Origin of the sequence: Pelagibius sp., from assembly GCF_028289705.1 — a bacterium.
Taxonomy (GTDB): Bacteria; Pseudomonadota; Alphaproteobacteria; order Kiloniellales; family Kiloniellaceae; genus Pelagibius.
In genome coordinates, this window is sequence record NZ_JANQOI010000189.1 from 51,242 (window position 1) to 75,123 (window position 23,882).

19 protein-coding genes are annotated in these 23,882 nt (G+C 65.7%); 5 read left to right on the forward strand and 14 right to left on the reverse strand.

The genetic code is table 11. From position 1 onward, the window contains the following. The gene (gene rnd / locus Q0996_RS24910; RefSeq protein ID WP_299626734.1) at nt 1-1,170 is read right to left on the reverse strand and encodes a ribonuclease D; all 1,170 of its coding nucleotides are present in this window, start codon (nt 1,168-1,170) and stop codon (nt 1-3) included. Nucleotides 1,171-1,395: 225 nt separating this feature from the next. Here rnd and aspS point away from each other — a divergent pair, with 225 nt between their 5' ends. Then, nucleotides 1,396-3,174, forward strand: coding sequence for an aspartate--tRNA ligase (aspS, locus tag Q0996_RS24915; RefSeq protein WP_299626736.1), 1,779 nt, complete (start codon nt 1,396-1,398; stop codon nt 3,172-3,174). 25 nt (nt 3,175-3,199) lie between these two features. Next, complete coding sequence (gene aguA / locus Q0996_RS24920) at nt 3,200-4,222, forward strand: agmatine deiminase (RefSeq protein WP_299626739.1); 1,023 nt, start codon at nt 3,200-3,202, stop codon at nt 4,220-4,222. A gap of 6 nt (nt 4,223-4,228) precedes the next feature. Here the strand turns inward: aguA and Q0996_RS24925 are convergent, their stop codons facing one another. Next, nucleotides 4,229-4,702, reverse strand: a complete 474-nt coding sequence (locus tag Q0996_RS24925; RefSeq protein ID WP_299626742.1) for a DUF6505 family protein — start codon at nt 4,700-4,702, stop codon at nt 4,229-4,231. Between the two features lie 64 nt (nt 4,703-4,766). Beyond that, entirely contained in the window at nt 4,767-5,471 is a 705-nt protein-coding gene (locus Q0996_RS24930; RefSeq protein ID WP_299626745.1) for a GGDEF domain-containing protein, read from the reverse strand. Nucleotides 5,472-5,758: 287 nt separating this feature from the next. Between Q0996_RS24930 and Q0996_RS24935 the strand changes: the two genes are divergently transcribed. Next, nucleotides 5,759-6,574: a DUF1849 family protein gene (locus tag Q0996_RS24935; RefSeq protein WP_299626748.1), complete on the forward strand. Its 816-nt coding sequence runs from the start codon at nt 5,759-5,761 to the stop codon at nt 6,572-6,574. 30 nt (nt 6,575-6,604) lie between these two features. Here Q0996_RS24935 and Q0996_RS24940 read toward each other — a convergent pair whose 3' ends face one another. Then, nucleotides 6,605-7,912 carry a DNA polymerase IV gene (locus Q0996_RS24940; RefSeq protein ID WP_299626751.1) on the reverse strand — a complete coding sequence of 436 codons (1,308 nt, stop codon included), beginning with the start codon at nt 7,910-7,912 and terminating at the stop codon, nt 6,605-6,607. A 9-nt stretch (nt 7,913-7,921) separates the two neighbouring features. Next, nucleotides 7,922-8,845: an ROK family protein gene (locus Q0996_RS24945; protein ID WP_299626754.1), complete on the reverse strand. Its 924-nt coding sequence runs from the start codon at nt 8,843-8,845 to the stop codon at nt 7,922-7,924. Nucleotides 8,846-9,110: 265 nt separating this feature from the next. Here Q0996_RS24945 and Q0996_RS24950 point away from each other — a divergent pair, with 265 nt between their 5' ends. Both Q0996_RS24950 and Q0996_RS24955 read left to right on the forward strand, forming a co-directional pair. Beyond that, nucleotides 9,111-9,476 carry a response regulator gene (locus Q0996_RS24950; protein WP_299393115.1) on the forward strand — a complete coding sequence of 122 codons (366 nt, stop codon included), beginning with the start codon at nt 9,111-9,113 and terminating at the stop codon, nt 9,474-9,476. Between the two features lie 22 nt (nt 9,477-9,498). Continuing rightward, nucleotides 9,499-10,923 (forward strand): PleD family two-component system response regulator, encoded by a 1,425-nt coding sequence (locus tag Q0996_RS24955; protein ID WP_299626757.1) that lies wholly within the window; start codon nt 9,499-9,501, stop codon nt 10,921-10,923. Nucleotides 10,924-11,046: 123 nt separating this feature from the next. On the opposite strand, the gene rpmG is transcribed toward Q0996_RS24955, so the two are convergent. From rpmG to Q0996_RS25000, 9 genes are all read right to left on the reverse strand, one after another. Then, nucleotides 11,047-11,214, reverse strand: coding sequence for a 50S ribosomal protein L33 (gene rpmG, locus Q0996_RS24960; RefSeq protein WP_299626760.1), 168 nt, complete (start codon nt 11,212-11,214; stop codon nt 11,047-11,049). A 122-nt stretch (nt 11,215-11,336) separates the two neighbouring features. Next, nucleotides 11,337-12,872, reverse strand: coding sequence for a S41 family peptidase (locus tag Q0996_RS24965; RefSeq protein WP_299626763.1), 1,536 nt, complete (start codon nt 12,870-12,872; stop codon nt 11,337-11,339). A gap of 321 nt (nt 12,873-13,193) precedes the next feature. After that, nucleotides 13,194-15,545: a ribonuclease R gene (gene rnr / locus Q0996_RS24970; RefSeq protein WP_299626767.1), complete on the reverse strand. Its 2,352-nt coding sequence runs from the start codon at nt 15,543-15,545 to the stop codon at nt 13,194-13,196. A 2-nt stretch (nt 15,546-15,547) separates the two neighbouring features. Beyond that, a complete protein-coding gene (topA, locus tag Q0996_RS24975) occupies nt 15,548-18,256 on the reverse strand; it encodes a type I DNA topoisomerase (protein WP_299626770.1) in 2,709 nt (902 codons plus the stop codon). A gap of 108 nt (nt 18,257-18,364) precedes the next feature. Beyond that, nucleotides 18,365-19,564 carry a DNA-processing protein DprA gene (gene dprA, locus Q0996_RS24980; RefSeq protein WP_299626773.1) on the reverse strand — a complete coding sequence of 400 codons (1,200 nt, stop codon included), beginning with the start codon at nt 19,562-19,564 and terminating at the stop codon, nt 18,365-18,367. A gap of 39 nt (nt 19,565-19,603) precedes the next feature. Further along, complete coding sequence (gene plsY, locus Q0996_RS24985) at nt 19,604-20,224, reverse strand: glycerol-3-phosphate 1-O-acyltransferase PlsY (RefSeq protein WP_299626776.1); 621 nt, start codon at nt 20,222-20,224, stop codon at nt 19,604-19,606. Nucleotides 20,225-20,239: 15 nt separating this feature from the next. Then, on the reverse strand, nt 20,240-21,544 hold the full coding sequence (pyrC, locus tag Q0996_RS24990; protein WP_299626778.1) for a dihydroorotase: 1,305 nt from the start codon (nt 21,542-21,544) through the stop codon (nt 20,240-20,242). Further along, nucleotides 21,541-22,530: an aspartate carbamoyltransferase catalytic subunit gene (locus Q0996_RS24995; RefSeq protein ID WP_299626781.1), complete on the reverse strand. Its 990-nt coding sequence runs from the start codon at nt 22,528-22,530 to the stop codon at nt 21,541-21,543. Before Q0996_RS24995 ends, pyrC begins: the two co-directional genes overlap by 4 nt. Before the next feature lie 81 nt (nt 22,531-22,611). Continuing rightward, nucleotides 22,612-23,829, reverse strand: a complete 1,218-nt coding sequence (locus Q0996_RS25000; RefSeq protein WP_299626784.1) for a CaiB/BaiF CoA-transferase family protein — start codon at nt 23,827-23,829, stop codon at nt 22,612-22,614. Nucleotides 23,830-23,882: the final 53 nt, after the last annotated feature.

Consider the following 23,882-nt stretch of genomic DNA (forward strand, 5'->3'; position numbering starts at 1 on the left):
TCAATCGGCGTCCTGGGTGGCACCGACCATGACCACGCGGACGCTGTTGCCCGCGGCTGAAAGCGCGACTGAACCCTTCTTGAGAGCCAGGGCATCGCGGCCAAAGATCTCAAAACGCCAGCCCTGGAGCGCCATCACATCGGCCTCGTCGTCGGCAGCGATCTGCTCGAGGTCGGCGGTGCTGGCGATCAGCTTCTGGGCGACGTCGTGCTCGTCGCAGCGCAGCTTCAACAAGACCTTCAGCAGGTCGATCAAAGGGCCCGCCCCGTTGGGGGCGACGGGCTTGGGTGGCGGCTTCGGCAGCTCCTTGTCGGGCAGCGCCAGCGCCTGCCCGACGGTTTCCAGGATGGCCCTGCCGATGCGCCCGCGCGCCATGTCGCGGTTCACGCCGCGGGAGCGGGCGAGTTCCTCCTCGCTGGTCGGACGATGGGCCGCGATGTCGAAGAGTTGCTCGTCGCGCAGCACCCGGGCCCGGGGCACGTCGCGCTGCTGGGCCTCCTCCTCCCGCCAGGCCGCCAGGGCCCGCAGGACCGCCAGATAGCGCCGGTCGTTGGACCGGGTCTTCAGGCGCCGCCAAGCCTTGTCCGGGTCCAGACGGTAGGTTTCGGGCGAAGTGAGGATGGCCATCTCTTCGGCCAGCCAGGCCGCCCGCCCGGACTTGGAGAGCCGGCCCTCCAGCTTCCTGTAGATCTTGCGCAGATGGGTGACGTCGGCCAGCGCATAGTTCAACTGCCGGTCCGCCAGGGGGCGCCGCGACCAGTCCGTGAAGCGCGACGACTTGTCCACATGGGCGCCGGTCATCTTGCGCACCAGAGTGTCATAGCCGACCGACTCCCCGAAGCCGCAGACCATGGCCGCGACCTGGGTATCGAAGATCGGTGCCGGCAGCCGGCCGGTCAGATGGAAGAAGATCTCCATGTCCTGGCGGGCCGAATGCAGCACCTTCAGAAGGCGCTGATCGTCGAAGAGGGCCAGGAGGGGGGCGAGGTCGAGATTCGGGGAAAGCGCATCGACGGCGGCGACATCATCCGGCCCGGCGACCTGAACCAGGCAAAGCCTCGGCCAATAGGTCGAATCGCGCAAGAATTCGGTATCAACGGTGATGAAATCGGCCTTGGCCAGTCGTCCGCAGAGGGCCTCGAGCTCCGCGGTTTCCGCAATCAATGTCATGGCAGCGGTATACACGCTATTGCCAGGGGGCGAAAGCGCCCAGGCGCCGCCAGACGGTCACGAAACCATGATGGCCGATCCATGGCCGGCTGGCCCCCGGGCGGGCCCGGTCCAGGGCGGCGGGAAGCAGTCCGGAGCGACCAGCGGACTTGACAAAATCCCCGATTCCCGGCCATTTGCGCACTCGCTCAGAGCCCTGCCGATTTGATCCCGGAACCTGCTTCTATGCACCCTTATCGCACCCATAGCTGTGGAGAACTGCGGCCTGTCCATGCCGGCGAACGGGTTCGCCTCTCCGGATGGATTCACCGAAAGCGCGACCACGGCCAGCTCCTTTTCGTCGATCTCCGCGATACCTTCGGGATCACCCAGTGCGTGATCGACGTGAGCAGCCCTCTGTTCCAACAGCTTGAGGAAACCCGGGTCGAGAGTGTCATCACGGTGACGGGCCCGGTGGTGAAGCGCACGCCCGATACGGTTAACGCCTCGGTTCCGACCGGCGAGGTCGAGGTCCAGGTGGAGGAACTGGCCCTCCAGTCCCGCGCCCAGGTTCTGCCGCTGCAGGTCAACTCCGATGAAGACGCCGGGGAGGAAACCCGGCTGCGCTACCGCTACCTCGATCTGCGCCGTGAGAAGATGCAGGCGCGTATTCGTCTGCGCGCTGCGGTGATCAACTCGATCCGCCGGCGCATGGTGGAGCAGGGCTTCCAGGAGTTCCAGACCCCGATCCTGACCGCGAGCAGCCCCGAGGGCGCGCGCGACTATCTGGTGCCGAGCCGCCTGCATCCGGGCAAGTTCTATGCCCTGCCGCAGGCGCCCCAGATGTTCAAGCAGCTTCTTATGATTGCCGGCTTCGACCGCTACTTCCAGATCGCGCCCTGCTTTCGCGACGAGGACAGCCGTGCCGACCGCTCCCCCGGAGAGTTCTATCAGCTCGATCTGGAAATGAGCTTCGTGACTCAGGAGGACGTTTTCGGCGCCCTGGAGCCGGTGCTCGGCGGTGTCTTCGAGGAGTTCAGCGGCGACAGCAAGGTGACGGCGGCGCCGTTCCCGCGCATCCCCTATCGCGAGGCGATGCTGAAGTACGGATCGGACAAGCCGGACCTGCGCAATCCGATTGAGATTGCCGACGTGACCGAGGCCTTTCGCGGCTCCGGTTTCGGGATCTTCGCCAAGGCCGTCGAGGGCGGTTCGGTGGTGCGGGCGATTCCCGCGCCGGGTGCCGCCGACAGGCCGCGCAGCTTCTTCGACAAGCTGAACGACTGGGCGCGAAGTGAGGGTGCCGCCGGTCTGGGCTACATCATCTTCGCCGCCGACGGGACGGCCAAGGGTCCCATCGCCAAGAACCTGGACGGCGAACGGACCGCGGCGATCAAGGCGGCGGCGGGTCTCGCCGACGGGGACGCGGTGTTCTTCTCCTGCGACAAGGCCGGTGCGGCAGCCAAGCTGGCGGGGCAGGTGCGCAACCGCCTGGGTGACGAGTTGGACCTGCTGGAGAAGGGCGCCTACCGCTTCTGCTGGATCGTCGACTACCCGATGTTCGAGCTGGACGAGGAGAGCGGCAAGATCGAGTTCAGCCACAACCCCTTCTCCATGCCGCAAGGAGGGCTGGAGGCGCTGGAGACGAGCGACCCCCTGGAGATCCTGGCCTATCAGTACGACATCGTCTGCAACGGCGTCGAGCTTTCCTCAGGCGCCATCCGGAACCACCTGCCGGAGATCATGTACAAGGCCTTTGCCATCGCCGGCTATCGCCAGGAGCAGGTCGATGCCGAGTTTTCCGGCATGATCTCCGCCCTGAAGTTCGGGGCCCCTCCGCATGGCGGCTCGGCGCCGGGCATCGACCGCATCGTGATGCTTCTGGCCGATGAGCCGAACATCCGGGAGGTGGTGGCCTTCCCCATGAACCAGCGGGCCGAGGATCTGATGATGCAGGCCCCGGCCGCCGTCGACCCGCGGCGATTGGCGGAGCTCTGCATCAAGCTGGACCTGCCGCCCGAATAACCGCCGGCACGCCGGGAGGGACCTCATGCTCGACCAGACGCCCGTGGATCAGGGCTTCGCCATGCCCGCCGAGTGGAGCCCCCATGCCCGCTGCTGGATGGCCTGGCCCTGCCGCAAGGCGCTTTGGGGCGAGGGGCTGGAGCCGGCGCGCCAGGCCTATGCGGCGGTGGCCCGGGCGATTGCCGGGTTCGAGCCGGTCGTCATGCTGGCCAACCCCGATGAACTGGCCGAGGCCAAGACGCTTTGCGGCGAAGCGGTGGAATGCCGCGCCATGGCGCTGGACGACTCCTGGATGCGCGACATAGGTCCCACCTTCGTCGCTGACGGGAAGGGTGCCCTGGCTGCGGTCGACTGGCGCTTCAATGCCTGGGGAGAACGCTTCCATCCCTTCGATCAGGACGCGGCCCTGGCCGAGCGGCTGCTGGGCCAGCTCGGCGTGCCGCGGTTCGCCGCGCCTCTGGTGCTGGAGGGGGGCTCGATCCATGTGGACGGGGAAGGGACCCTGCTGACCAGCGAGGAGTGCCTTCTGGCCGCCAACCGCAACCCCAGCCTGAGCCGCGAGGAGATCGAAACGCTGCTCGGCCGCTATCTCGGGGTCAGCCAGTTCGTCTGGCTGGGCCGGGGCCTGCAGGACGACGACACCGACGGCCACATCGACAACCTCGCCTGCTTCGTGCGGCCGGGTGTGGTCATGACCGTGGTTTGCGACGACCCTGAGGACGCGAACCATCCGGTCCTCCAGGACAACCTCGATCGTCTGCGCAAGGCGAAAGACGCCAAGGGCCGGGCGCTGGAGGTGATCGAACTGCCGCTGCCCCGCGAGGCCCGCTATCTCGATGGGCAGCGCCTCGCCCTTTCCTACGTGAACTTCTACATCGCCAACGGCGGAGTGGTGATGCCGTCCTTCGGCGACAGCCAGGACGCTGCGGCTTACGAGATCGTCGCCGCGGCCTTTCCGGAGCGCCGGGTCGTGCAGGTTCCGGCCAGCGACATCCTGGTGGGCGGCGGCGGCATTCACTGCATCACCCAGCAGCAGCCGCGTCCCTGACAGGTCCTAATCCTCTGCGACGGTCCAGATGCGGGCGTGGTCCGTCGCCCGTTCCGGCTGGATGACGCGCACGCGCTCCGCGATGCCCTCCGGCGTCATCTCCCGCTCGATGGCCAGCAGGGTGCCCAGCTTGTGATCGCAGAGGCTGAGCGCATCGTCGAGCTCGGCGCGCGCCGCGGGAAGCGCTTCCGCCAGGCCAGGCGCGCCAAAATCCGACACGAAATGCCGGGCCAGGCGCTCGACCGCCTGATAGAACGCCGCCTCCTCGATTTCCGCCACCTCCACCAGGGTGGTGAACCCGAAGCTCTCGGTGCCCAGCCAGGCGGAGGTGAAGGCCAGCCGTTGGCGGTGATCGCAGCGCTCCAGGTCGACCTCGGAAAAGGAGAAGGTGCCAGGAATTGCCCATTCGCCCGGCTGGCAGGCACGGGCAAAGATCTGCAGGTCGGACTGGTCCAGGCGGATGGCGCGGGGCAGACGCATGACAGCAGCTTACCTTAGGCACCGCCCGGCGGGAACGCGGTTGCGGAGGAAGCGCGCGCCGGGGTCAGGTCCGCAACAGGCGTGGCCGTTTGTTGCGGTAGAGATCCTGGTCTGCGAGGAAGAGAAGGGTTTCCGGCTGGCTGTTCAGATCGTAGACCGCCATGCCGAAACTGGCGGAGACCGGAAGCAGATGGTCCTGCCAGGGGACCTCGAGTTCGTTGATCAGCGTGGAGAGCTTGCCGGCGAGAAAGGCACTCTCCTCGGCCGAGGCGTGGGTCATGATGACCGCGAACTCGTCGCCCCCGACCCGCGCCACATAGTCGCTCTCCCGGGTGCTGCACTTCAGGGCATAGGCGACGGCGCGCAGCAAGGCATCGCCGGCCTGGTGCCCGTGGGTATCGTTGACGGCCTTGAAGTGGTTGAGATCGCAAAGCAGCAACAGACCGGTTTCGCTCAGCCGGCGGGCACGGGCGAGGGCACGAGACAACTCGGTTTCGAAGCCGCGCCGGTTGAGCAGGGCGGTCAACTCGTCGGTGACAGAGAGGGACTCCAGGTAGCGAATGCGGGCGCGTTGCAGGGCCATCGACTGTTCGGCCTCCGCAGCCGCGGCGAGAAGCTGATCCAGAAGTTGCAGGGCCGAGGAATCGAGCCCTTCCGGCACATCGCGGGCCATGCGCCGCAGGCGGTCCGCCGCAGAACAAAGCTGTGGCAAGCTGTCGCGGCTGATCAGCTGTTCGAGTTGAAAGTCGTCGGCGTGATTCGGAGTCATGCTCAAACCTGCCCCATGTGGAACGCTACTCCCAATGCTGTCGGTGCAAGCCACGGGCCAAACAGAGTTTAATTGATTTCAAACGGTTATGGGCTTCGGGCCGAATGCCCTGGGCAGATCTGGCCGGCCGATAGGCAATTCCTGCCGCCGAGGTAAGGCTTCGGGGTCGGCACCGTGGCCGGCTAGGACCCCTACCGAAAGGCTTGATATTTAACGGATTTGCAAGCAGTTAGATCTAAGCACGATCGCTCACTGTAGCTGCGGCCCAGGGTCGCGGGGGGCCAACCATGCGTATTGCCGGATTGATCGCCGCGCTGGCATTCACCGTTTGCTGCACGGCAGCCGCCCTTGCCGCCGAGGGTGGGCGCGGTGTCACGCTGGTCCCGCATCAGGCAACCTACGAGCTGAGCCTGGGAGACGCCAGCGGCGCCAGCCCGGTTGTCCTGGCCAACGGCCGCCTTTACTTCGAATGGGCCGATGCCTGCGATGGCTGGACCGTGGTGCAGAAGTTCCGTGTCAGCCTGGTCTACGAGGACGGCTTTGCCCACAACTTCGGCTGGTCTCTGTCTTCCTGGGAGTCGAAGGACGGCAAGCGCTATCGCTTCTTCATACGCCGCTTCGGCGACAGCGGCGAAACCGGCAGGGTCCGAGGGGAGGCACGCTTGCAGGACGACGGCTCGGGCGAGGCGGTCTTCAGCGAGCCGGAGGAACGGCGCATGCCGCTTCCCAGCGGCACGATCTTTCCCACGCAGCACACCATCGATGTACTGACCCGCGCGCAAGACACGCTGGCGCCGCAGTGGCGGCTTGTTTTCGACGGGTCTGGCGACGAAGGGCTGTTCGGGGTCTCTGCCGCCCTGTCGCGCCGGCTGCCGGCCGGGGCCGGAACCCAGATCAGCTCTCCGCTTCTGGAGCAGGTGCCCTCCTGGCGCATGAACCTGGCGTTCTACGGCCCCGACGAGTCGAACGTCGAGCCCGATCAGGAGCAGGATCTGCGGCTGTTCGCCAATGGGATCGTCGACGAGATGCGCTTGAACTATGGGGATTTCGCCCTGGACGCCGATCTCATCGCCGTGGAACAGCTTCCCGGCGCCGGCTGCTGAACTGCGAAATCTCCAGCGCCGAGGCGGCGGTCAACCGCGCTCCTTGGGCTTGGCTGACGGCGCAGGATGGCGCCCGGGGCCGCTGCCCAAGGCCCGGCCCTTGATGATGGAGTCCTCTCCCAGCTTGTCGCGGACCTCATCGATGACCAGCTCCACCTGCACCCGCTTGTTGCGCGCCGGGTCCAGGAGGTCGGGCAGGTCGGCGTCCTCGTCGTCCACAAGATCCGCAACACCGGCTCCGATCAGGCGGAAAGCGCGGCCGTCGGCTTCCTGCTCGAGAAGCGGCGCCGCCACGCGGTAGATCTCTTCGGCCATCTGCGTGGCGTCGCCCAGGCGGCGCGAGCGGGAAACCAGCTTGAAGTCCGCGGTCTTGAGCTTCAGATGCACCGAATGCCCGGCGAGGGAGGCCTTCTTCAGGCGCCGTGCAACCTTCTCACAGAGCGGCCAGAGGCGTTCGCGGAGCTGGTCTAGGCGCGTGATGTCTTCGTTGAAGGTCGTTTCCGACGAAATGCTCTTGGTCTGCCCCTCGGCGATGACGGTCCGGTCGTCTTCGGCCCGGGCAAAGCGGTAGAGCCGGCGGCCGATGCGCCCATAGCGGGCGATCAGGTCCGTCTCCTCGAACGGCAGAAGGTGGCGGACAAGGGTGATCCCGTCACGGGCGAGCGCCGCGCGCAGCGACCGGCCCACGCCCCAGATAATGCTCACTGGCTGATCGGCGAGGAAACCGCGAGCTTCGGCCTGGCCGATCACCGCAAAGCCTCTCGGCTTGTCCAGATCGGAGGCAATCTTCGCAAGGAACTTGTTGAAGGAAAGCCCGACCGAGGCCGTGAGGCCGAAGTCGTCTTCGATCTCTTTCATCAGCTTTGCAAGGCTGCGGGCGGGCCATCCCCGGTGAAGCTTCTCGGTCCCGCTCAAGTCAAGGAAGGCCTCGTCGATGGACAGCGGCTCGACCAGGGGGGTGAGGGCGCGCATGCGTTCGCGTATCTCCTTGCCGATGGCGCTGTACTTGGCCATGTCGGGGCGGATTACCACGGCCTTGGGGCAGGCCTTGAGGGCCTTGAACATGGGCATGGCGGAGTGGACACCGTCGAGGCGCGCGACATAGCAGGCGGTCGAGACCACCCCGCGCCGGCCGCCGCCGACGATCACCGGTTTGTCGCGCAACTCGGGACGGTCACGCTTCTCGACGCTCGCGTAGAAGGCGTCACAGTCGATGTGGGCGATTGCCAGGCGGTCCAGCTCCGGATGGCGGATCAGCCGCGGGCTCTCACAGCTGGGGCAACGGTCTGCCGTCTCGTCTGTGTAGGCTTCAAAGCAGTCGCGACAGAGCGCCGGCACAGCGCACCTCTACAGGCCCAGAGCGTTCGGCAGCTCGTCCGGCTGCCATAGCTGGGCTGCGCCGAAGACGCCGCTGGAGTCGCCGTGCTGGGCCTTCAGCATCCGCGTAGCGAGGTGGTCGGAGAAGACGAATTGCGGCAGCAGCCTCGGGACGTTCTCGTAGAGGCGGGCAATGTTGGAGACGCCGCCGCCAAGAACGATCACGTCCGGATCGAGAATGTTGATCACCGGTGCGAGGGCGCGGGCAAAGCGGTCCTCATAGCGCTCCAGCGCTCTGTTGGCCTCCGGGTCACCCGACTCTGCGCTGGCGGCGATCTCTGCGGCTGTTGCCGTGGCTCCAGTGGCGGTTTGGTAGTCCAGTGCCAGGCCGGGCCCCGACAGGAAGGTCTCCACGCAGCCCGTCTTCCCGCAGTAGCAGGGCGGGCCCGGCAGTTCGTCCGGGCGCGGCCAGGCCAGGGAGGTGTGCCCCCACTCCCCGGCGATGGCGTTTGCGCCGACATGGGGGCGGCCGGAAAGGGCGATGCCGCCGCCGACCCCGGTGCCAATGATGATTCCGAAGACCACCGCCGCGCCGGCCGCCGCGCCGTTGGTCGCCTCGGAAACGGTCAGGCAGTTGGCGTCGTTGGTGATGCGCACGGGCCGGCCGAGCCGCGACGCCAGATCGCGGTCCAGCGGCTTTCCCAACAGCCAAGTTGAGTTGGCATTCTTGATTAAACCGCTGGCTGCCGAAAAAGCGCCGGGGATTCCGACCCCGACACTGCCGCGCTCGCCGAGTTCGGATTCGATCTCCTGCACCAAGCCGGAGATGGCGCCGAGGGTGGCGTCATAGTCGTGGCGGGGCGTCGGCACCCGGCGCCGAAACACTGCGCCGCCGTCGCCGCCCAAGGCGACGGCCTCTATCTTCGTACCGCCAAGATCAACGCCGATCTGCATGAAATCTTTGCCTTTTTTGTCTCTTGGTCGCAATGTCCCATGGACATAATCTAGCCAAAGCTTACCAAAAATTAACTTTATCGTTCTATCAATGCAGTGAGGTCAGCAGGGTGACGTTGCAGGCTCGCTGCAATGGGGGCTTCGCCGCTGCATTGGAACTCTTGTCGGTGCCGTCTATCTGAAGGACAGTGCCTCCTTGCAATGAATGCCATCGGGCAGGGCAAACAATATGATGAATGGAACAAATACGGTCTCGAGTGAGAGCATGGCGAAGACCGTGCTGATTGTGGAAGACAACGAACTGAACATGAAGCTCTTCCACGATCTGCTGGAGGCGCATGGCTACAACATTCTGCAGACCAAGGACGGTATGGAAGCTCTGCGCCTGGCGCGCGAGCACCGCCCTGACCTGATCCTCATGGATATCCAGTTGCCCGAGGTCTCGGGCCTGGAGGTGACCAAGTGGATCAAGGAAGACGATAACCTGAAGGCCATTCCAGTCGTTGCCGTAACCGCCTTTGCAATGAAGGGCGACGAGGAGAAGATCCGCGAGGGGGGCTGTGAAGCCTACATCGCCAAGCCGATCTCAGTGACCAACTTCCTGGAAACGGTCGAGCGCTTCCTGAACTAGTCGCGGTGAGGCGGCGTCCCTTATGACCGCGCGAATTCTGGTCGTCGACGATATCCCGGCAAACGTCAAGCTGCTCGAAGTCAAGCTTTCGGCGGAGTATTTTGACGTCCTGACGGCTTCGGACGGCCCCTCTGCGCTGGAAATCGCCCGCAGCGAAGCCCCGGACCTGATTCTCAGCGACGTCATGATGCCGGGGATGGATGGCTTTGAGCTCTGCGAGCAGTTGAAGGCCGATCCGGCAACCAGCCATATTCCCCTGGTCATGGTGACGGCGCTGAGCGATGTCGCCGACCGGGTGCGCGGCCTGGAGGCCGGCGCCGACGATTTCCTGACCAAGCCGGTCAACGACATCGCCCTCTTCGCGCGGGTCCGTTCCCTGGCGCGGCTCAAGCTGATGATGGACGAGCTGAGGGTACGCCAGGCTGCCAGCGGCAAGGGCGAGGTCCTGGCCGAGAGCGACATCGAGATCGAGGGCAAGATCTCCGACGCCCACGTGCTTCTCGCCGATGCCAGCGACACCCTGGCGGGCAAGGTCTCCGACTATCTGGCGGAAGACGGCCACCGTACCGACCATGTGAAGACGGTCGCAGAGGCCATGGAGGCGGTCCAGGACGCCAGCTACGACCTGCTCATCGTCAGCCTCCACCTGGCTCAAGAGGATGGCTTGCGGCTCTGCTCCCTGGTTCGCTCCCAGGACGACACACGCCACGTTCCAATCCTCTTGCTGCTGGACGAGGAAGACCTGCCGCGGCTGCCCAAGGGCCTGGAGATCGGGGTGACGGACTACCTGATCAAGCCCATCGACCGCAACGAGTTGAAGGCGCGCACCCGCACCCAGATCCGCCGCCGGCGCTATCACGATAAACTGCGCGACATCCTGCGCAGCTCGGTTTCGATGGCCTATACCGATGCCCTGACCGGGGTCTACAACCGCCGCTACATGAACGCCCATCTCGATCGCAAGATCATGGAGATCGCCGAGACCCTGAAGCCGGTTTCGGTCCTGATGTTCGATCTGGACCACTTCAAGAGCGTGAACGACACCTACGGCCACACCTCCGGCGACGAAGTCTTGCGGGAGCTGGCGCTGAGGGTCTCCAAGGGCGTCCGGGACCTGGACCTGGTCTGCCGCTATGGCGGTGAGGAATTCGTGATCGTCATGCCGGATGCGGACGTCGATGTCGCGGTGAACGTGGCCGAGCGCATTCGCAGTCTGGTGGCCGGGGAGGCCTTCGAGATTTCCGGCCGCGATCAACCGCTGGGGGTGACGATTTCCATCGGCGTGGCGACGACCCGAGAACCCACCGAGACTCCCGAGACCCTTATCTCCCGCGCCGACGAGGCGCTTTACGGCGCCAAGGCGGCAGGGCGCAACGGCGTGCGCTCGGCGGAGCTGGAGCGGCTCTCCCAACGCTCCGCCTCGGCGGCGGGCGGAGGGATCGTTTAAGACCGGACGCCACCCGGGCGGTCGGCTACCGGATCCCGGGCCCCACCACAAAATCCAGGCTCCAAAGCAAAACGACCGCCTCTGAGGGGCGGCCGTTCACAGCGACTTGGAAAGGATCCAAGGTCACTTCATCTTGGATTCCTTGAAGATCACGTGCTTGCGCGCGACGGGATCGTACTTCCGGAACTCAAGCTTCTCGGTCATGGTGCGGGGGTTCTTCTTGGCCACGTAGAAGTAGCCGGTGTCCGCCGTGCTCACCATCTTGATCAGTTGCGTCGCTGGCTTGGCCATGTCGCCTGTCCTTTACCTGAACTCGTCGAGGGTGCCGGGAAAATACTGAGCTTTCGGCGGCTGTCAAGCCCGGCCCGGGAGCGGTCAGCTCTGCCTGGTGATTATGACAGAAATCCTATAGCCTATCCGCCGGATGCCGGGACCGCCTCGGGCGCCGCCTCCGCAGTGTCCGGCGGGCCCTGCAGGGCCAAGGCATAGAGGCTGGGATCCTCGAGCAGACTGGTGGCAACCTCCAGGTCGATCTCCGACTCCTCATCGCGCATCGGACAGTTCGCCCTCAAGGTCTCGACCGCCTGATCGTCGTTGGTGTCGATGTCGCGCCGGCGCAGATCACGCGAGAGGGGCATGGCACCGGCCCTGATCAGTGCCAAGACCTGGTCGGCCTGCTCGATCTCGCCGGTGGTGCAGATGTCGGGCAGGACCCCGCGGCGGTGCAGGGCATAGCCGGAAGGGGCATGGAACCGCGCCCAGGTGAGGGTGAGCTCGCCCTGGTTGGGCAGCCGCAGGACGGTCTGTACGGTGCCCTTGCCGAATGAGCTGCTGCCGACGACCACCGCCCGGCCGGAGTCCTGCAAGGCCGCGGCGACAATCTCCGAGGCCGAGGCGGAGCCGCCATCCACCAGAACGACGATGGGCGCGCTGGCCGCGAGATCGCTGCGGCTGGCGCTGAAATACTGATGGCTGTCCGGATGCCGGCCGTGGGTCGAGACGATCCGGCCGCCTGTCACAAAGAGGTTCGAGACCTCGACTGCCTGGTCGAGAAGACCGCCCGGATTGCCGCGCAGGTCCAGCACGAAGCCCTCCAACTGCTCGCCGATGTCATCCTGGGCCTGCTTGATCTTCTGCTTCAGGCTGTCGGTGGTGCGCTGGTTGAAGCCCGAGATCCGAATATAGGCAAGATCTCCCTCGCGCCGATAGCTGACGGTCTGGGGGACGATGTGCTGACGGACCACGGCGATGGCGAGCGGGCTCTCGTTTGCATCCCGGTCGATGGTGAGCCGCACCTTGGAGCGGACCGGGCCGCGAAGCTGGCGAACGACCTCGCGCTGGGAAAGGCCCTCCACGGGGGTGCCGTTGATTGCAATGATCAGGTCGTCATCGATCAGACCTGCCGACTCCGCCGGTGTGTTCTCCATTACCGAGACGATCAGGACACCTTCCTCGATCAGACGGATGCGGACCCCGATGCCGCCGAAACCGTCGCGGCTGGCACGGTTCTCGCGGGCGGCTTCACGCCCGGCATAGCGGGAGAAGCTGTCCAGTTGGCTCAGCACGCCGTCGAACACCGCCTCGTACAGAACCTCCGGTTCCGCGGTGTCCAGATCGCTCGAGTGATAGCGGCTGGCACTGATGGCTGCGGCCGTAAGGGCGCCCCAAGCTTTGGCATCGTTCGGCGCCGGCATCGGATAGCTGGCCATGGAGGTACCGTCGACGCTCACCTTGAGGCGATCGCCATCCTGTTCCACGCCGATGGCCGGATCGATACTGGCAAGGCTGCCCATGCCGGCGATGGCCAACTGGGAGATCGCCACGTCTTCGATGAAGATGTCAGAAACGTCCTGGTAGCCGCGGCTGAAGAGGCGTTCGGCGCGGGCCTCGTCGTAGCCGAGCGGTGGCGTACTGTCCTGCGAGGCGCAGGCGACCATGAGGAAGGCCAAGCACAGAGGGCCAGCCCGCCGCAAAAGACCGCGGAAATCAAGAATCCTAGCCGCTTCCGTACTGTACGACCCGAACCTCATCGCCACCCTGAGGAATCCCCCCATACGCCCCTTGGTTCGAACAATAAGCGAAGTCATTAACCTCACGCAAAGCACAAATTCGTTGAACCGTAGAGAAACCTAGCCTGATTTGTCTGCTAGTAAGCACCAGTCAGGGTCAAAGATTCGTTAACGTCCAAGTAATAATTGCCTGTAGAGGCGTTCGCGCTGGGCGCTTCTTTTTGACCACGCCGCCGGAACGCCGAAGTCCGATAGCACCGCTCAAGACCTGCGCTTGGCCTTGCTGCGGGCAGTAACCCTGGTTTTGCGGGTTCTTTGTGGCTTTTTTGGGGCCGGGCGCCGGGCGCGCTCTGGATCGTCAGCGGAACGCCTACTTTTGCGTGTATTTTCCCTCTTTTGCTTGCCGGCGTCTTTTTCGTTACTTGGCTCAACCAAAGCGAAGAGCAGACCGCCGGTGATCGGCTCGGCCTCCAGCAGGCGAACGGTCACGGGATCGGCGAGCCGGTAGACCCGTCCCCAGCGCTGGCCTTCCAGGCTGTGGCGCGCCTCGACATGGTCGTAGTAGTCGTCGGGCAGCGTGCTGATGGGGATCAGCCCATCGGCGCCGTTCTCGTCCAGAGTGATGAAGAGGCCGAAACGCGTGACCCCATTGATGCGCCCGGAGAAACTCGCGCCGACCCGGTCCCGCATGAAGGCGGCGGTAAAGCGGTCGACCGCATCGCGCTCGGCCGCGGCTGCCTTTCGTTCCGTAGCGCTGATATGCGATGCGGCTTCGGTGAATCCCTGTTCGGCGTCCGCGGGCAGGCCGTCCTTGCCCAGCCCCAGGCCGCCGATCAGGGCGCGGTGGACCAGCAGGTCGGCATAGCGCCGGATGGGCGAGGTGAAGTGTGCATAGTGGGAGAGGGCGAGGCCGAAGTGGCCGATGTTCTCGGGGCTGTAGACAGCCTGGCTCTGAGAACGCAGGACCAGATCGCTGACCAGCGCGGCTTCCGGCTTTCCGGCGACCTTGGACAGGACCTGGGTGAGGTGGCGCGGCCGCACAACCTTGGAGGCGTTGAGGCGAAACCCCATGTCCCTGAGGACATCGGCCAGGGCCTTCAACCGCACGGGGTCCGGCTTGTCGTGCACCCGATACATGCAGGGGCGGGCCAGGCGCTCCAGTTCCCTTGCCGCGGCCACATTGGCGGCGATCATGAACTCTTCGATGAGACGATGGCTGTCCAGGCGTTCGCGCGCTTCGATGGCGAGCACCCGGCCGTCCTGCGCCAGGCGCACCCTGCGCTCCGGCAGGTCCAGTTCGAGGGTGCCGCGCTCTTCGCGCGCCGTGAGAAGGGCCCGATAAGCGCCGTAGAGGGCGGGCAGCACCGCCGCCATGACCTCTGCATTGTCGTCACTGGTGCCTTTCGAGGGGCGGCCGTCGTGGGCGTTCTGCACCTCCTCGTAGGTCAAGCGTGCGGCTGAGCGCATCAGTCCGCGAACGAAGCGCTGGCGCAACAGCCGGCCGCTCCCGTCGATCCAGAGGTGGACCGCCATGCAGGGCCGCTCTTCCTTCGGATTGAGCGAGCACCAGCCGTTGGACAGGGCCGCCGGCAGCATCGGCAGCACCCGGTCAGGGAAGTAGACCGAGTTTCCGCGGGTGTAGGCGCTTTTGTCCAAGGCCGAACCGGGACGGACGTAGTGGGCGACATCGGCGATGGCCACCAGCAGGTGCCAGCCGCCCGGGTTCTTGACGTCCTCATCAGGCTCTGCGAAGACCGCATCGTCGAAGTCTCGTGCGTCGGCCCCGTCGATGGTGACCAGGGGTACCTGGCGCAGATCTTCGCGCCGGCCGAGCCGGGCGGGACCGGCGGCCTCGGCTTCGGCCACAGCCTCCGGCGGGAACTCGTTGATCAATCCGTGCTCGTGCAGGGTGATGAGGCTGAGCGCCTTGGGATCGTCGCCGCGGCCGAGGCGTTCCAGGACCCTGACCGAGCGCAGCCCGAGCCGCGGGCCTCCGCGGCGCTCGGGCAACACCTCCGCCAGCACCAGTTCGCCCGCCGTCGCACCGCCCGCGTTTTCCTTGGAGAGGAGGAAGTCTCTCTTGGCGCGCCGGTCGGTCGGGCGAAGGCGTCCACCTTCCTCACCGATTTCGTAGAGTCCCAGTACGCGCCGCTGAGGACGGTCCAGCTTGCGGATGACCTGGGCTTCGTAGGTCGCCTCGCCCGATTTCTTGAGGCGGGCCAGGACCCGTTCGCCGACGGCCAGCGCCGAGCGGCTGCCGCGCTCCGGGGCGAGATAGATGGTTGGGCCCGGCTGGTCTGAGTCCCACACGGCGGGCCGGGCCAGCATCTCTCCGTCCTCGTCCAGACCCGCCACCTCGATCACCATGACGCCGGGCAGGCGGCCAGGGTCGGTCAAACGACGTGCCGGCTGGCGGTCCAGCTTGCCTTCCGCCTGCAGGTCCTTCAGCAAGGCCTTGAGCTGAATGCGGTCGCTGCCTTTGATGCGAAAGGCGCGGGCGATCTCGCGCTTGCCGACAGGCTCGCTGCTTTCCTTGATGAAGGTGAGAACCTGTTCCTTGGTCGGGAAGGGGGAGGAACGGGCCTTGCCGGCCGGGTCCTTCTTGCGCGGCACCGCTAGTCGGCGGCCGTCGTGGTGACGGCCTTTTTCCGGGCGGGCGCTTTCTTCGCCGCTTTCTTTGTGGAAGCGGCCTTTTTCTTGCCCGCCTTCTTGGTGGCGGCCTTCTTCTTGCTGGCCGCCTTTTTCTTGGCGGCCGGCTTCTTGGCGGCTTTCTGAGCTTTCTTCTCCGCCTGGGCGGCGAGCAGCGGCAGCGCCTGTTCCAGGGTGATGCTCTCTGGATCGATGTCCGAGGGGATCGAGGCATAGAGCCGCAGGTGTTTGACGTAGGGCCCGAAGCGCCCTTTGCCCTGGGTCACCGGCTTGCCGTCATCGGGATGGTCGCCGAGGGGGCGGCCCGCAGCCGCGCCGCGCTTGGGCGCCTCGGCGAGCAAGGCAACCGCACGGTTGAGGCCCAGGGTCAGCACGTCGTCGCCTTCCGTCAGAGAGCGGTAGGTCGACCCATGTTTCACATAAGGGCCGTAACGGCCGATCCCCGCGGTGACGGCCTTGCCGTCTTCCGGGTGGGCACCGACCTCTCGCGGCAGAGCGAGCAAGGCAATGGCCTTTGCCAGATCGACATCGGCGGGCGGCAGCCCCTTGGGCAGGGAGGACCGCTTGGGCTTGGTATCGCCCTCCACCTCGCCGATCTGCAGGTAGATCCCGAAGGGCCCCTTGCGCAGGGTGATCGCCTTCCCGGTCTCCGGGTCCTCGCCCAGCAGTTTGGGGTTCGTCAGATCGATACCGTCGGCATCGGCGTCGTCACTCGGCACCGCCAAGGGCCGGGTGAACCGGCATTCCGGGTAGTTGGAGCAGCCGATAAATCCGCCGTTGCGGCTGAAGCGCAGGCCCAGTCGTCCTTCCGAGCAGGCAGGGCATTCGCGCGGGTTCTTGCCGGGGTTCTTGGGATCGATGGGAAAGAAGTGCGGGCCCAGATCCTCGTCCAGGGCGTCGATGACCTGGGTGATGGAAAGGCCGCTGGCCCCCTCGACCGCGGCGTAGAAAGCGCTCCAGAAGTCGTGCAGGACGCGGCGCCAGTCCGCCCGCCCGCCGGAGATGTCGTCGAGCCTCTCCTCCATCTCGGCGGTGAAGTTGTACTGCACATAGCGCTCGAAGAAGCTGGACAGGAAGGCGACGACCAGGCGGCCGCGGTCTTCCGGGACGAAGCGGCGGCGCTCCAGGCGCACGTAATTGCGGTCCTGAAGGACCTGCAGGATGGAGGCGTAGGTGGAGGGGCGCCCGATGCCCAGTTCCTCCATCTTCTTCACCAGGCTGGCCTCGGAGTAGCGGGGCGGCGGCTGGGTGAAGTGCTGCTCGGGCAGGACCTCCTGGCGCCGCAGGGCTTCGCCTTCGGTCAGCTTCGGCAGGCGGCGCTCACCGGCACCGTTCCCAGAGTCCTGATTCCCAGAGTCCTGATCGCCGTTCCTGCCCTCGTCTTTGCTTTCCTGATAGATCTTGAGAAAGCCGTCGAAGGTGATCACCGATCCCGTTGCGCGCAGTTGGGCAACGCCGGCATCGACCCGCACATCCACCGCCACCTGATCGAGCTCAGCGCTGGACATCTGACAGGCGACCGTGCGCCGCCAGATCAGGTCGTAGAGCTTCAGCCCATCCTGGTCGAGGAAGGCCGCCACGTCCTTTGGCCGGCGGAACAGATCCGTGGGCCGGATCGCCTCGTGGGCTTCCTGAGCGTTCTTGGCCTTGGATTTGTACTGGCGCGGACCATGCGGCAGGTAGGGATCGCCGTAGTCGGAGGCGATCAGGGCCCGGGTTTGCTCCAGGGCCTCCTCGGCCATCTGGACACCGTCGGTACGCATGTAGGTGATCAGGCCGACAGCCTCGCCGCCAAGGTCGATGCCCTCGTAGAGCTTTTGCGCCACCCGCATGGTCCGGGTCGCCCCGAAGCCTAGCTTGCGCGAGGCTTCCTGCTGCAGGGTCGACGTGGTGAAGGGAGGATAGGGGTTCCGCTTGGTCTGCTTGCGCTCAACCCGGTCGACGCTCAGCTCGGAGGCCGCTTCCAGCTTCGCCACCGCAGCCATGGCGGCGCTTTCGTTGCCGAGGTCGAAACGGTCCAGTTTGGTGCCCTCGAGATGGGTCAGCCGGGCGACGAAGCTGGCGCCCTCGCTGTTCGCAAGCGTGACATCGATGGACCAGTATTCCTGGGGCTTGAAGGCCTCGATCTCGGCTTCCCGCTCGGACACCAGACGCAGCGCCACCGATTGGACCCGGCCGGCCGAGCGGCTGCCCGGCAGCTTCCGCCAGAGCACCGGGGAGAGCGTAAAGCCCACCAGGTAGTCCAGGGCACGGCGCGCCATGTAGGCGTCGATCAGTTCCTGATTGAGGCTGCGTGGGTGGTCGAAGGCTTCGGCGATGGCCCGCTGGGTGATCTCATTGAAGACCACGCGCTCGACGTCGACGCCGTCGAGCACCTTGCGCCGCCGCAGTTCGTCGACGATGTGCCAGGAAATGGCTTCCCCTTCGCGGTCCGGGTCGGTGGCCAGGAAGAGGTGCTTGCTGTCTTTCACCGCCGCGGCGATTTCGCGAAGGCGCTTTTCGCCCCGCTCGTCGACCTGCCAGCTCATGGAAAAGTCCTCGTCCGGACGTACCGAACCGTCCTTGGCCGGCAGATCGCGCACGTGACCATAGCTGGCAAGGACGTGGTAGTCCTTGCCCAGATACTTGTTGATGGTCTTGGCCTTAGCCGGTGACTCGACGATGACGACGTTCATGCTGGCGGATGATTCGGGCTGTTCCTTACGATCTTCCTAACGCCTAGGGACCGCGCACATACCATTCGGTGGAAATGCGGCACTGCGGCCCCGGAACAAGGCCAGTCGTCATAATGGGTCTGCAGGGCCTTTGTAAAGCCGCGCGACACGGTTTCCCGGATGGCGTTCGATCCGTCCGGCCAGTTCCAGGTCCAGAAGGGCACTGTGAACGACGGCGATTGGCAGCGACGAGCGGCGCACCAATTCGTCGACCATCAGCGGTTCGGCGCCCAGCAGTTCCTCAAGCGCCTCGCAGGCCTCTTCGCCCATGATCTCAACGGCTTGTTCATCGGTCTGCGGACGCTCCGGAGCGGCTGGTTCTGAGCTCTGCGGCGCTATATGGGTTGGGCCGGCCGCGTAGTGGCGGAGATCCTCAAGCACCTGTTCTGCGGAGGCGATTAGGGTTGCGCCCTCGCGGATCAGGTGGTTGCAGCCGGCCGCGCGGGGATCGAGGGGCGATCCTGGAACGGCGAAGACGTCGCGACCCTGCTCGCCGGCCAGGCGGGCGGTGATGAGCGAGCCGGAGCGCTGGGCCGCCTCGACCACGACGACGCCGCGGGAGAGACCCGAGATCAACCGGTTGCGCCGCGGGAAATGGCGCGCCTGGGGCACCGTTCCCAAAGGCATCTCCGAGATGACCGCGCCGGATTGCTGGAGGTCTCGGTGCAGCGCTTGGTTTTCCGGCGGATAGACCACATCGACACCGCCGGCCAGCACGGCGGTGCTTGGCCGGGGCAAACAGCCGAGGTGCGCTGCCGTGTCGATTCCGCGGGCCATGCCGGAGGCGATGACGAAGCCGGCGGCGGCGATCTCCTCCGCTAGCGCCTCCGCAAGACGCCGGCCGTTCGCCGAGGCGTTGCGCGCACCGACAATGGCGACTGTGGGAAGCGAGAGAACCTGAGGGTCACCCAGCACCGCAAGGACCGGAGGAGCATCCTCGAGGTCCCTTAGCAAGGGTGGGTAGATGGGGTCCTGGAGGATCAGAAGCTGCACTCCGGCTTTTCTGGCCGCCGCCGACTCGGTCTCCGCCTGGTCGCGCGAGCAGATCCGGATCTGCCGTTTTGCGCCACCACGGCCGGCGAGGCTCGGCAAGGCCTCCAGCGCGGCAGCAGGCGTGCCAAAGCGATCCAGCAACTGCCGGAAGACAACCGGTCCGACGTTCTCCGAGCGGATGAGGCGCAGCCAATCCAGCCGCTCGCTGTCGCTTGGCGGTTTAATAGTGTGTTCAGACATCGCCTTAAGATCGTCTCCGCCGGTGGCCGCGGTCAAGGCCTGGCGGTGCAGACGCGCATCGGCCAGAAGGTTCGCTCAGCCGGCTTTGCGTCCGATTCGCGGTTCCTCGCCCTTCAGCAGGCGGGCGATGTTGGCGTGGTGGCGCCACCAAACCAGCAGGGCGAGGGCACCGGTCAACTCCACCATCTGGAGGTCCCCCAGCAATACCCAGGAGAGGAATGGTGCCGCCGCGATGCAGACCAGGGCTGCCAGGGAGGAGATGCGGAAGACGAAAGCGACCAGCAGCCAGAGCGCGCAGCATAGCGCCCCCAGCAGAGGCGAGAGCGCGATCAGCACCCCAAGGGTAGTGGCGACGCCCTTGCCGCCCTTGAAGGCCAGCCAGACCGGAAAGAGGTGTCCGACAACGGCGCCGAAGGCAGCCACCAGGGCCATATCCGGCCCCCAGTTCGCAGCGATCAGGACCGCAGCCGCGCCCTTGCCGCCGTCCAGCAGCAGGGTGGCAGCCGCCAGCCCCTTGCGCCCGGTCCGCAGGACGTTGGTCGCGCCGATGTTGCCGGAGCCGATTTCGCGCACATCGCCGAGACCGGCGGCCCGCGTCAGGAGGAGGCCGAAGGGCAGGGAGCCCAAGATGTAGCCGCCGATCAGCGCCGCCAACAGATAGGGCCAGGCAAAGCCCCAGGAGATCGGATCCGGCATCGCCCGGCAGCCCGCTCAGGCGGCTTCGAAAAGGGTGCGACCATCGACCACGGTCCGGCGCACGCGGCCCTGGACGGGCAGGCCCTCGAAGGGGGAGTTTTTCGATTTACTTTCAAAGCGATCCGGGTCGATGCGCCAAGCTCGGTTGAGGTCGAAGATCACCAGATCGGCGGCGGCACCCTTGGCCAGGCGACCCCCCTCCAGACCGAGGATCTTGGCCGGTTTGACCGTCAGACAGGCCAGGAGGTCGAGGAGCGGCATGCTGTCGGAATGGTGGAGTTGCAGGGCGAGGGGCAGCAGGGTCTCAAGGCCGACGATGCCGGGTTCGGCAATGGCGAAGGGCAGACGCTTGGACTCCTGGTCGTGGGGGCTGTGGTCGCTGGCGATGGCATCGATGGTGCCATCCTTCAGGCCCTCGACGATGGCGCGCCGGTCGTCCTCGCTGCGCAGCGGCGGCGAGACCTTGGCAAAGGTGCGGTAGTCGCCGACGGCGATCTCGTTGAGGGTCAGGTAGTGCGGCGCCGTATCGCAGGTGACGTCGAGGCCGCGGGCCTTGGCCCGCTTGATCGCCTCGACCGCCGCCGCCGTGGAGACATGGGCGACGTGGTAGCGCCCGCCGGTCAGTTCGACAAGGCGGAGGTCGCGCTCGACCATCATCACCTCGGCCACCGCGGGAATGCCGGGAAGGCCGAGCCGTGTGGCCAGTTCACCCCCGTTCATGGCACCCCCGGCCAAGGTGGGCTCCTCGGGGTGCTGGACGATCAGGTGGCCGAAGGTCTTGGCGTAGGAGAGGGCGCGGCTCATGACCCGGGCCGAGGCGATGGCCGTACGGCCATCGGTGAAGGCGACCGCGCCATACTCCCCAAGCAGGCCGAATTCCGTCAGTTCCCTGCCTTCGATGCCGCGGGTGACCGCGGCATAGGTGTAGACCTTGACGCGCTTTTCCTCTCTTGCCCGGCGGGCGATGTACTCGACGCCGGCGACGTCGTCGATGACCGGATCGGTGTTGGGCAGCGCGACCATCGAGGTGACGCCGCCGGCGGCCGCGGCACGGCCGGCGCTGTCCATGGTCTCCTTCTGCTCTTCTCCCGGCTCGCCAATGTGGACGCGCATGTCCACGAAACCGGGGGCCAGGCAAGCACCGGCGCAGTCGATGGTTCGAATACCTTCAGGGACCCCCTCGGCAAAGAGGCGCGGCCCGACGTCACTGATCCGGCCGTCTTCGGCCAGGAGAGCCCCCGGGGCATCCAGGCCGCTCGCCGGGTCCAGCAGGCGGGCGTTAATGTAGGCGGTGCGGTGCTTGGGCGGCAGGGCGTTCACTGTGCGGCCTGCCCCTCTGCCAGACGCTCGGCCATGAGATTGCGGTTGAGGGTATCGAGACAGGCCATGCGGACCGCCACGCCCATCTCCACCTGTTCACGAATGACCGAGCGGTTGATGTCGTCTGCCAGATCGCTGTCGATCTCGACGCCGCGGTTCATGGGGCCCGGGTGCATGATCAGGGCGTTGGGCTTCGCCGCCTGCAGCTTGTCCTGGTCGAGCCCGAAGAAACGGTAGTACTCCCGCGTCGAGGGCACGTAGCTGCCTTGCATGCGTTCGGTCTGCAGGCGCAGCATCATCACGATGTCGCAACCCTCCAGGCCCTTGCGCATGTCGTGAAAGGTCTCAACGCCCATGCGCTCCACCTTGCTGGGCATCAGCGTGGGCGGCGCGATCAGGCGGACCCGGGCGCCGAGGGTCGTCAGGAGATGAATGTTGGAGCGCGCCACGCGGCTGTGGGTGATGTCGCCGCAGATCGCCACCTGAAGCCCCTCCAGCCGGCCCAGGCGCCGGCGGATGGTCATGGCGTCGAGCAGGGCCTGGGTGGGGTGTTCGTGGCTGCCGTCGCCGCCGTTGATCACCGCGCAGTTGACCTTCTCCGAGAGCAGTTGCACAGCACCGGAATCGGGATGGCGGACCACCAGGACGTCCGGGTGCATGGCATTGAGGGTCATCGCGGTGTCGATCAGCGTTTCGCCCTTTTTGATCGACGACCAGGCGATGGACATGTTGATGACGTCGGCGCCGAGTCGCTTCGCAGCTAACTCGAAAGACGTCCGCGTACGTGTTGAATTTTCAAAGAAAAGATTGATCACCGTGCGCCCGAACAGAAGGTCTCTCTTCTTATCGGTCGCGCGGTTGACATCGACGTAGCTGTCGGAGAGGTCGAGCAGAAAGAGAATTTCCGGTGCCGTCAGCCCCTCTATTCCAAGGAGATGGCGGTGATGATAGCCGCCAGTGGCGGTCGCTCTCTGCGCCGAAGTCATTAAAGCCGTGTTATTGCACCGCCCCGGCCCTTGGGCAAGCGGCTGTCCAAAGATATTGCCGACGGCCACGCCTCGCCCCGGTCAAATGACGCCTTTTCCGCGCAATCGGGCACATTCCTCAGGGCCGATATCGAGCAGTTCCCGGAGCACGGAATCGCTGTCCTGGCCACTGCGCGGCGGCGCGACTCGGTATTCCACCGGTGTCTCCGAGAACTTGATCGGATTACCGATCAGATCGACCTGGCCGTCCCGGCTGCCGGGGTAGGGCATGGAGATCTTCATCTCGCGGGCCTTGATCTGCGGGTCCTCAAAGACCTGCGCCAGATTGTTGACCGCCCCTGCCGGCACAGCGAGGTCGGCGAGCCCGTCGACCCACTCCGTCTGGGTCTTGCGCGCCGTCACCTCCGGCAGCAGGGCATAGAGCTCCGCACGGTTGCGGACGCGGTTGGCGTTGGTGGTGAAGCGCGGATCCTCCGCCAGTTCGGGGCAGCCGGCAAAGTTGCAGAAGCGCTGGAACTGCGCGTCGTTGCCGACTGCCAGGATGAAGTAGCCGTCCGCGCAGGGCAGGACCTTGTAGGGGACGATGTTCGGGTGCTCGTTGCCCTGGCGTTTGGGGATCTCGCCCGAGGTCAGGTGATTGAGGCCCTCATAGGTCAGCCAGGCGACCTGGCTGTCGAGAAGCCCGAGGTCGATGTGCTGGCCCAGACCGGTCATGCCGCGGTAGTGGAGGGCCGCCAGGATTGCCGTCGAGGCATACATGCCGCACATGATGTCGGCGATGCCGACTCCCACCTTGATGGGCTCGCCTTCCGGTTCGCCGGTGAGGCTCATGATTCCGCCCATGCCCTGGGCGAGGTAGTCGTAGCCGGCCCGCGGCGCATAGGGGCCGGTCTGCCCGAAGCCGGTGATCGAGCAGTAGATGAGACCCGGGAACTGGGCCTTCAGGTCGTCGTAGCCGAGACCGTACTTCGCGAGACTGCCGACCTTGAAGTTCTCCACCAGAATGTCGCAGAAGCCGATCAAGCGCTTTGCCAGGGCCTGCCCCTCGGGCTTGGAAATGTCCAGGGCGAGGGAGCGCTTGTTGCGGTTGGAGGAGAGGAAATAGGCGCTTTCCGTGGTGTCCTCACCGTTCGGGTCTTGGACGAAGGGCGGCCCCCATTTGCGGGTATCGTCGCCCTGGCCGGGCCGCTCAATCTTGATGACATCGGCGCCCAGGTCGCCGAGGAGCTGGGTACAGGTCGGGCCGGCCAGGATGCGGGTCAGGTCGAAGACCCGCAGTCCGGTAAGGGGTGCGGTCATCAGGCAATGGTCCTTGGCGGGCAGAAGCGAAGGTCTGTGTTGTGCCGCCCGCT

Excerpts from the sequence above, each read along its gene's own strand:
- rnd (WP_299626734.1), bottom strand. The coding sequence starts at position 1,170 with ATGACATTGATTGCGGAAACCGCGGAGCTCGAGGCCCTCTGCGGACGA.
- aspS (WP_299626736.1), top strand. The coding sequence starts at position 1,396 with ATGCACCCTTATCGCACCCATAGCTGTGGAGAACTGCGGCCTGTCCAT.
- aguA (WP_299626739.1), top strand. The coding sequence starts at position 3,200 with ATGCTCGACCAGACGCCCGTGGATCAGGGCTTCGCCATGCCCGCCGAG.
- Q0996_RS24925 (WP_299626742.1), bottom strand. The coding sequence starts at position 4,702 with ATGCGTCTGCCCCGCGCCATCCGCCTGGACCAGTCCGACCTGCAGATC.
- Q0996_RS24930 (WP_299626745.1), bottom strand. The coding sequence starts at position 5,471 with ATGACTCCGAATCACGCCGACGACTTTCAACTCGAACAGCTGATCAGC.
- Q0996_RS24935 (WP_299626748.1), top strand. The coding sequence starts at position 5,759 with ATGCGTATTGCCGGATTGATCGCCGCGCTGGCATTCACCGTTTGCTGC.
- Q0996_RS24945 (WP_299626754.1), bottom strand. The coding sequence starts at position 8,845 with ATGCAGATCGGCGTTGATCTTGGCGGTACGAAGATAGAGGCCGTCGCC.
- Q0996_RS24950 (WP_299393115.1), top strand. The coding sequence starts at position 9,111 with ATGGCGAAGACCGTGCTGATTGTGGAAGACAACGAACTGAACATGAAG.
- Q0996_RS24955 (WP_299626757.1), top strand. The coding sequence starts at position 9,499 with ATGACCGCGCGAATTCTGGTCGTCGACGATATCCCGGCAAACGTCAAG.
- rpmG (WP_299626760.1), bottom strand. The coding sequence starts at position 11,214 with ATGGCCAAGCCAGCGACGCAACTGATCAAGATGGTGAGCACGGCGGAC.
- topA (WP_299626770.1), bottom strand. The coding sequence starts at position 18,256 with ATGAACGTCGTCATCGTCGAGTCACCGGCTAAGGCCAAGACCATCAAC.
- plsY (WP_299626776.1), bottom strand. The coding sequence starts at position 20,224 with ATGCCGGATCCGATCTCCTGGGGCTTTGCCTGGCCCTATCTGTTGGCG.
- Q0996_RS24995 (WP_299626781.1), bottom strand. The coding sequence starts at position 22,530 with ATGACTTCGGCGCAGAGAGCGACCGCCACTGGCGGCTATCATCACCGC.
- Q0996_RS25000 (WP_299626784.1), bottom strand. The coding sequence starts at position 23,829 with ATGACCGCACCCCTTACCGGACTGCGGGTCTTCGACCTGACCCGCATC.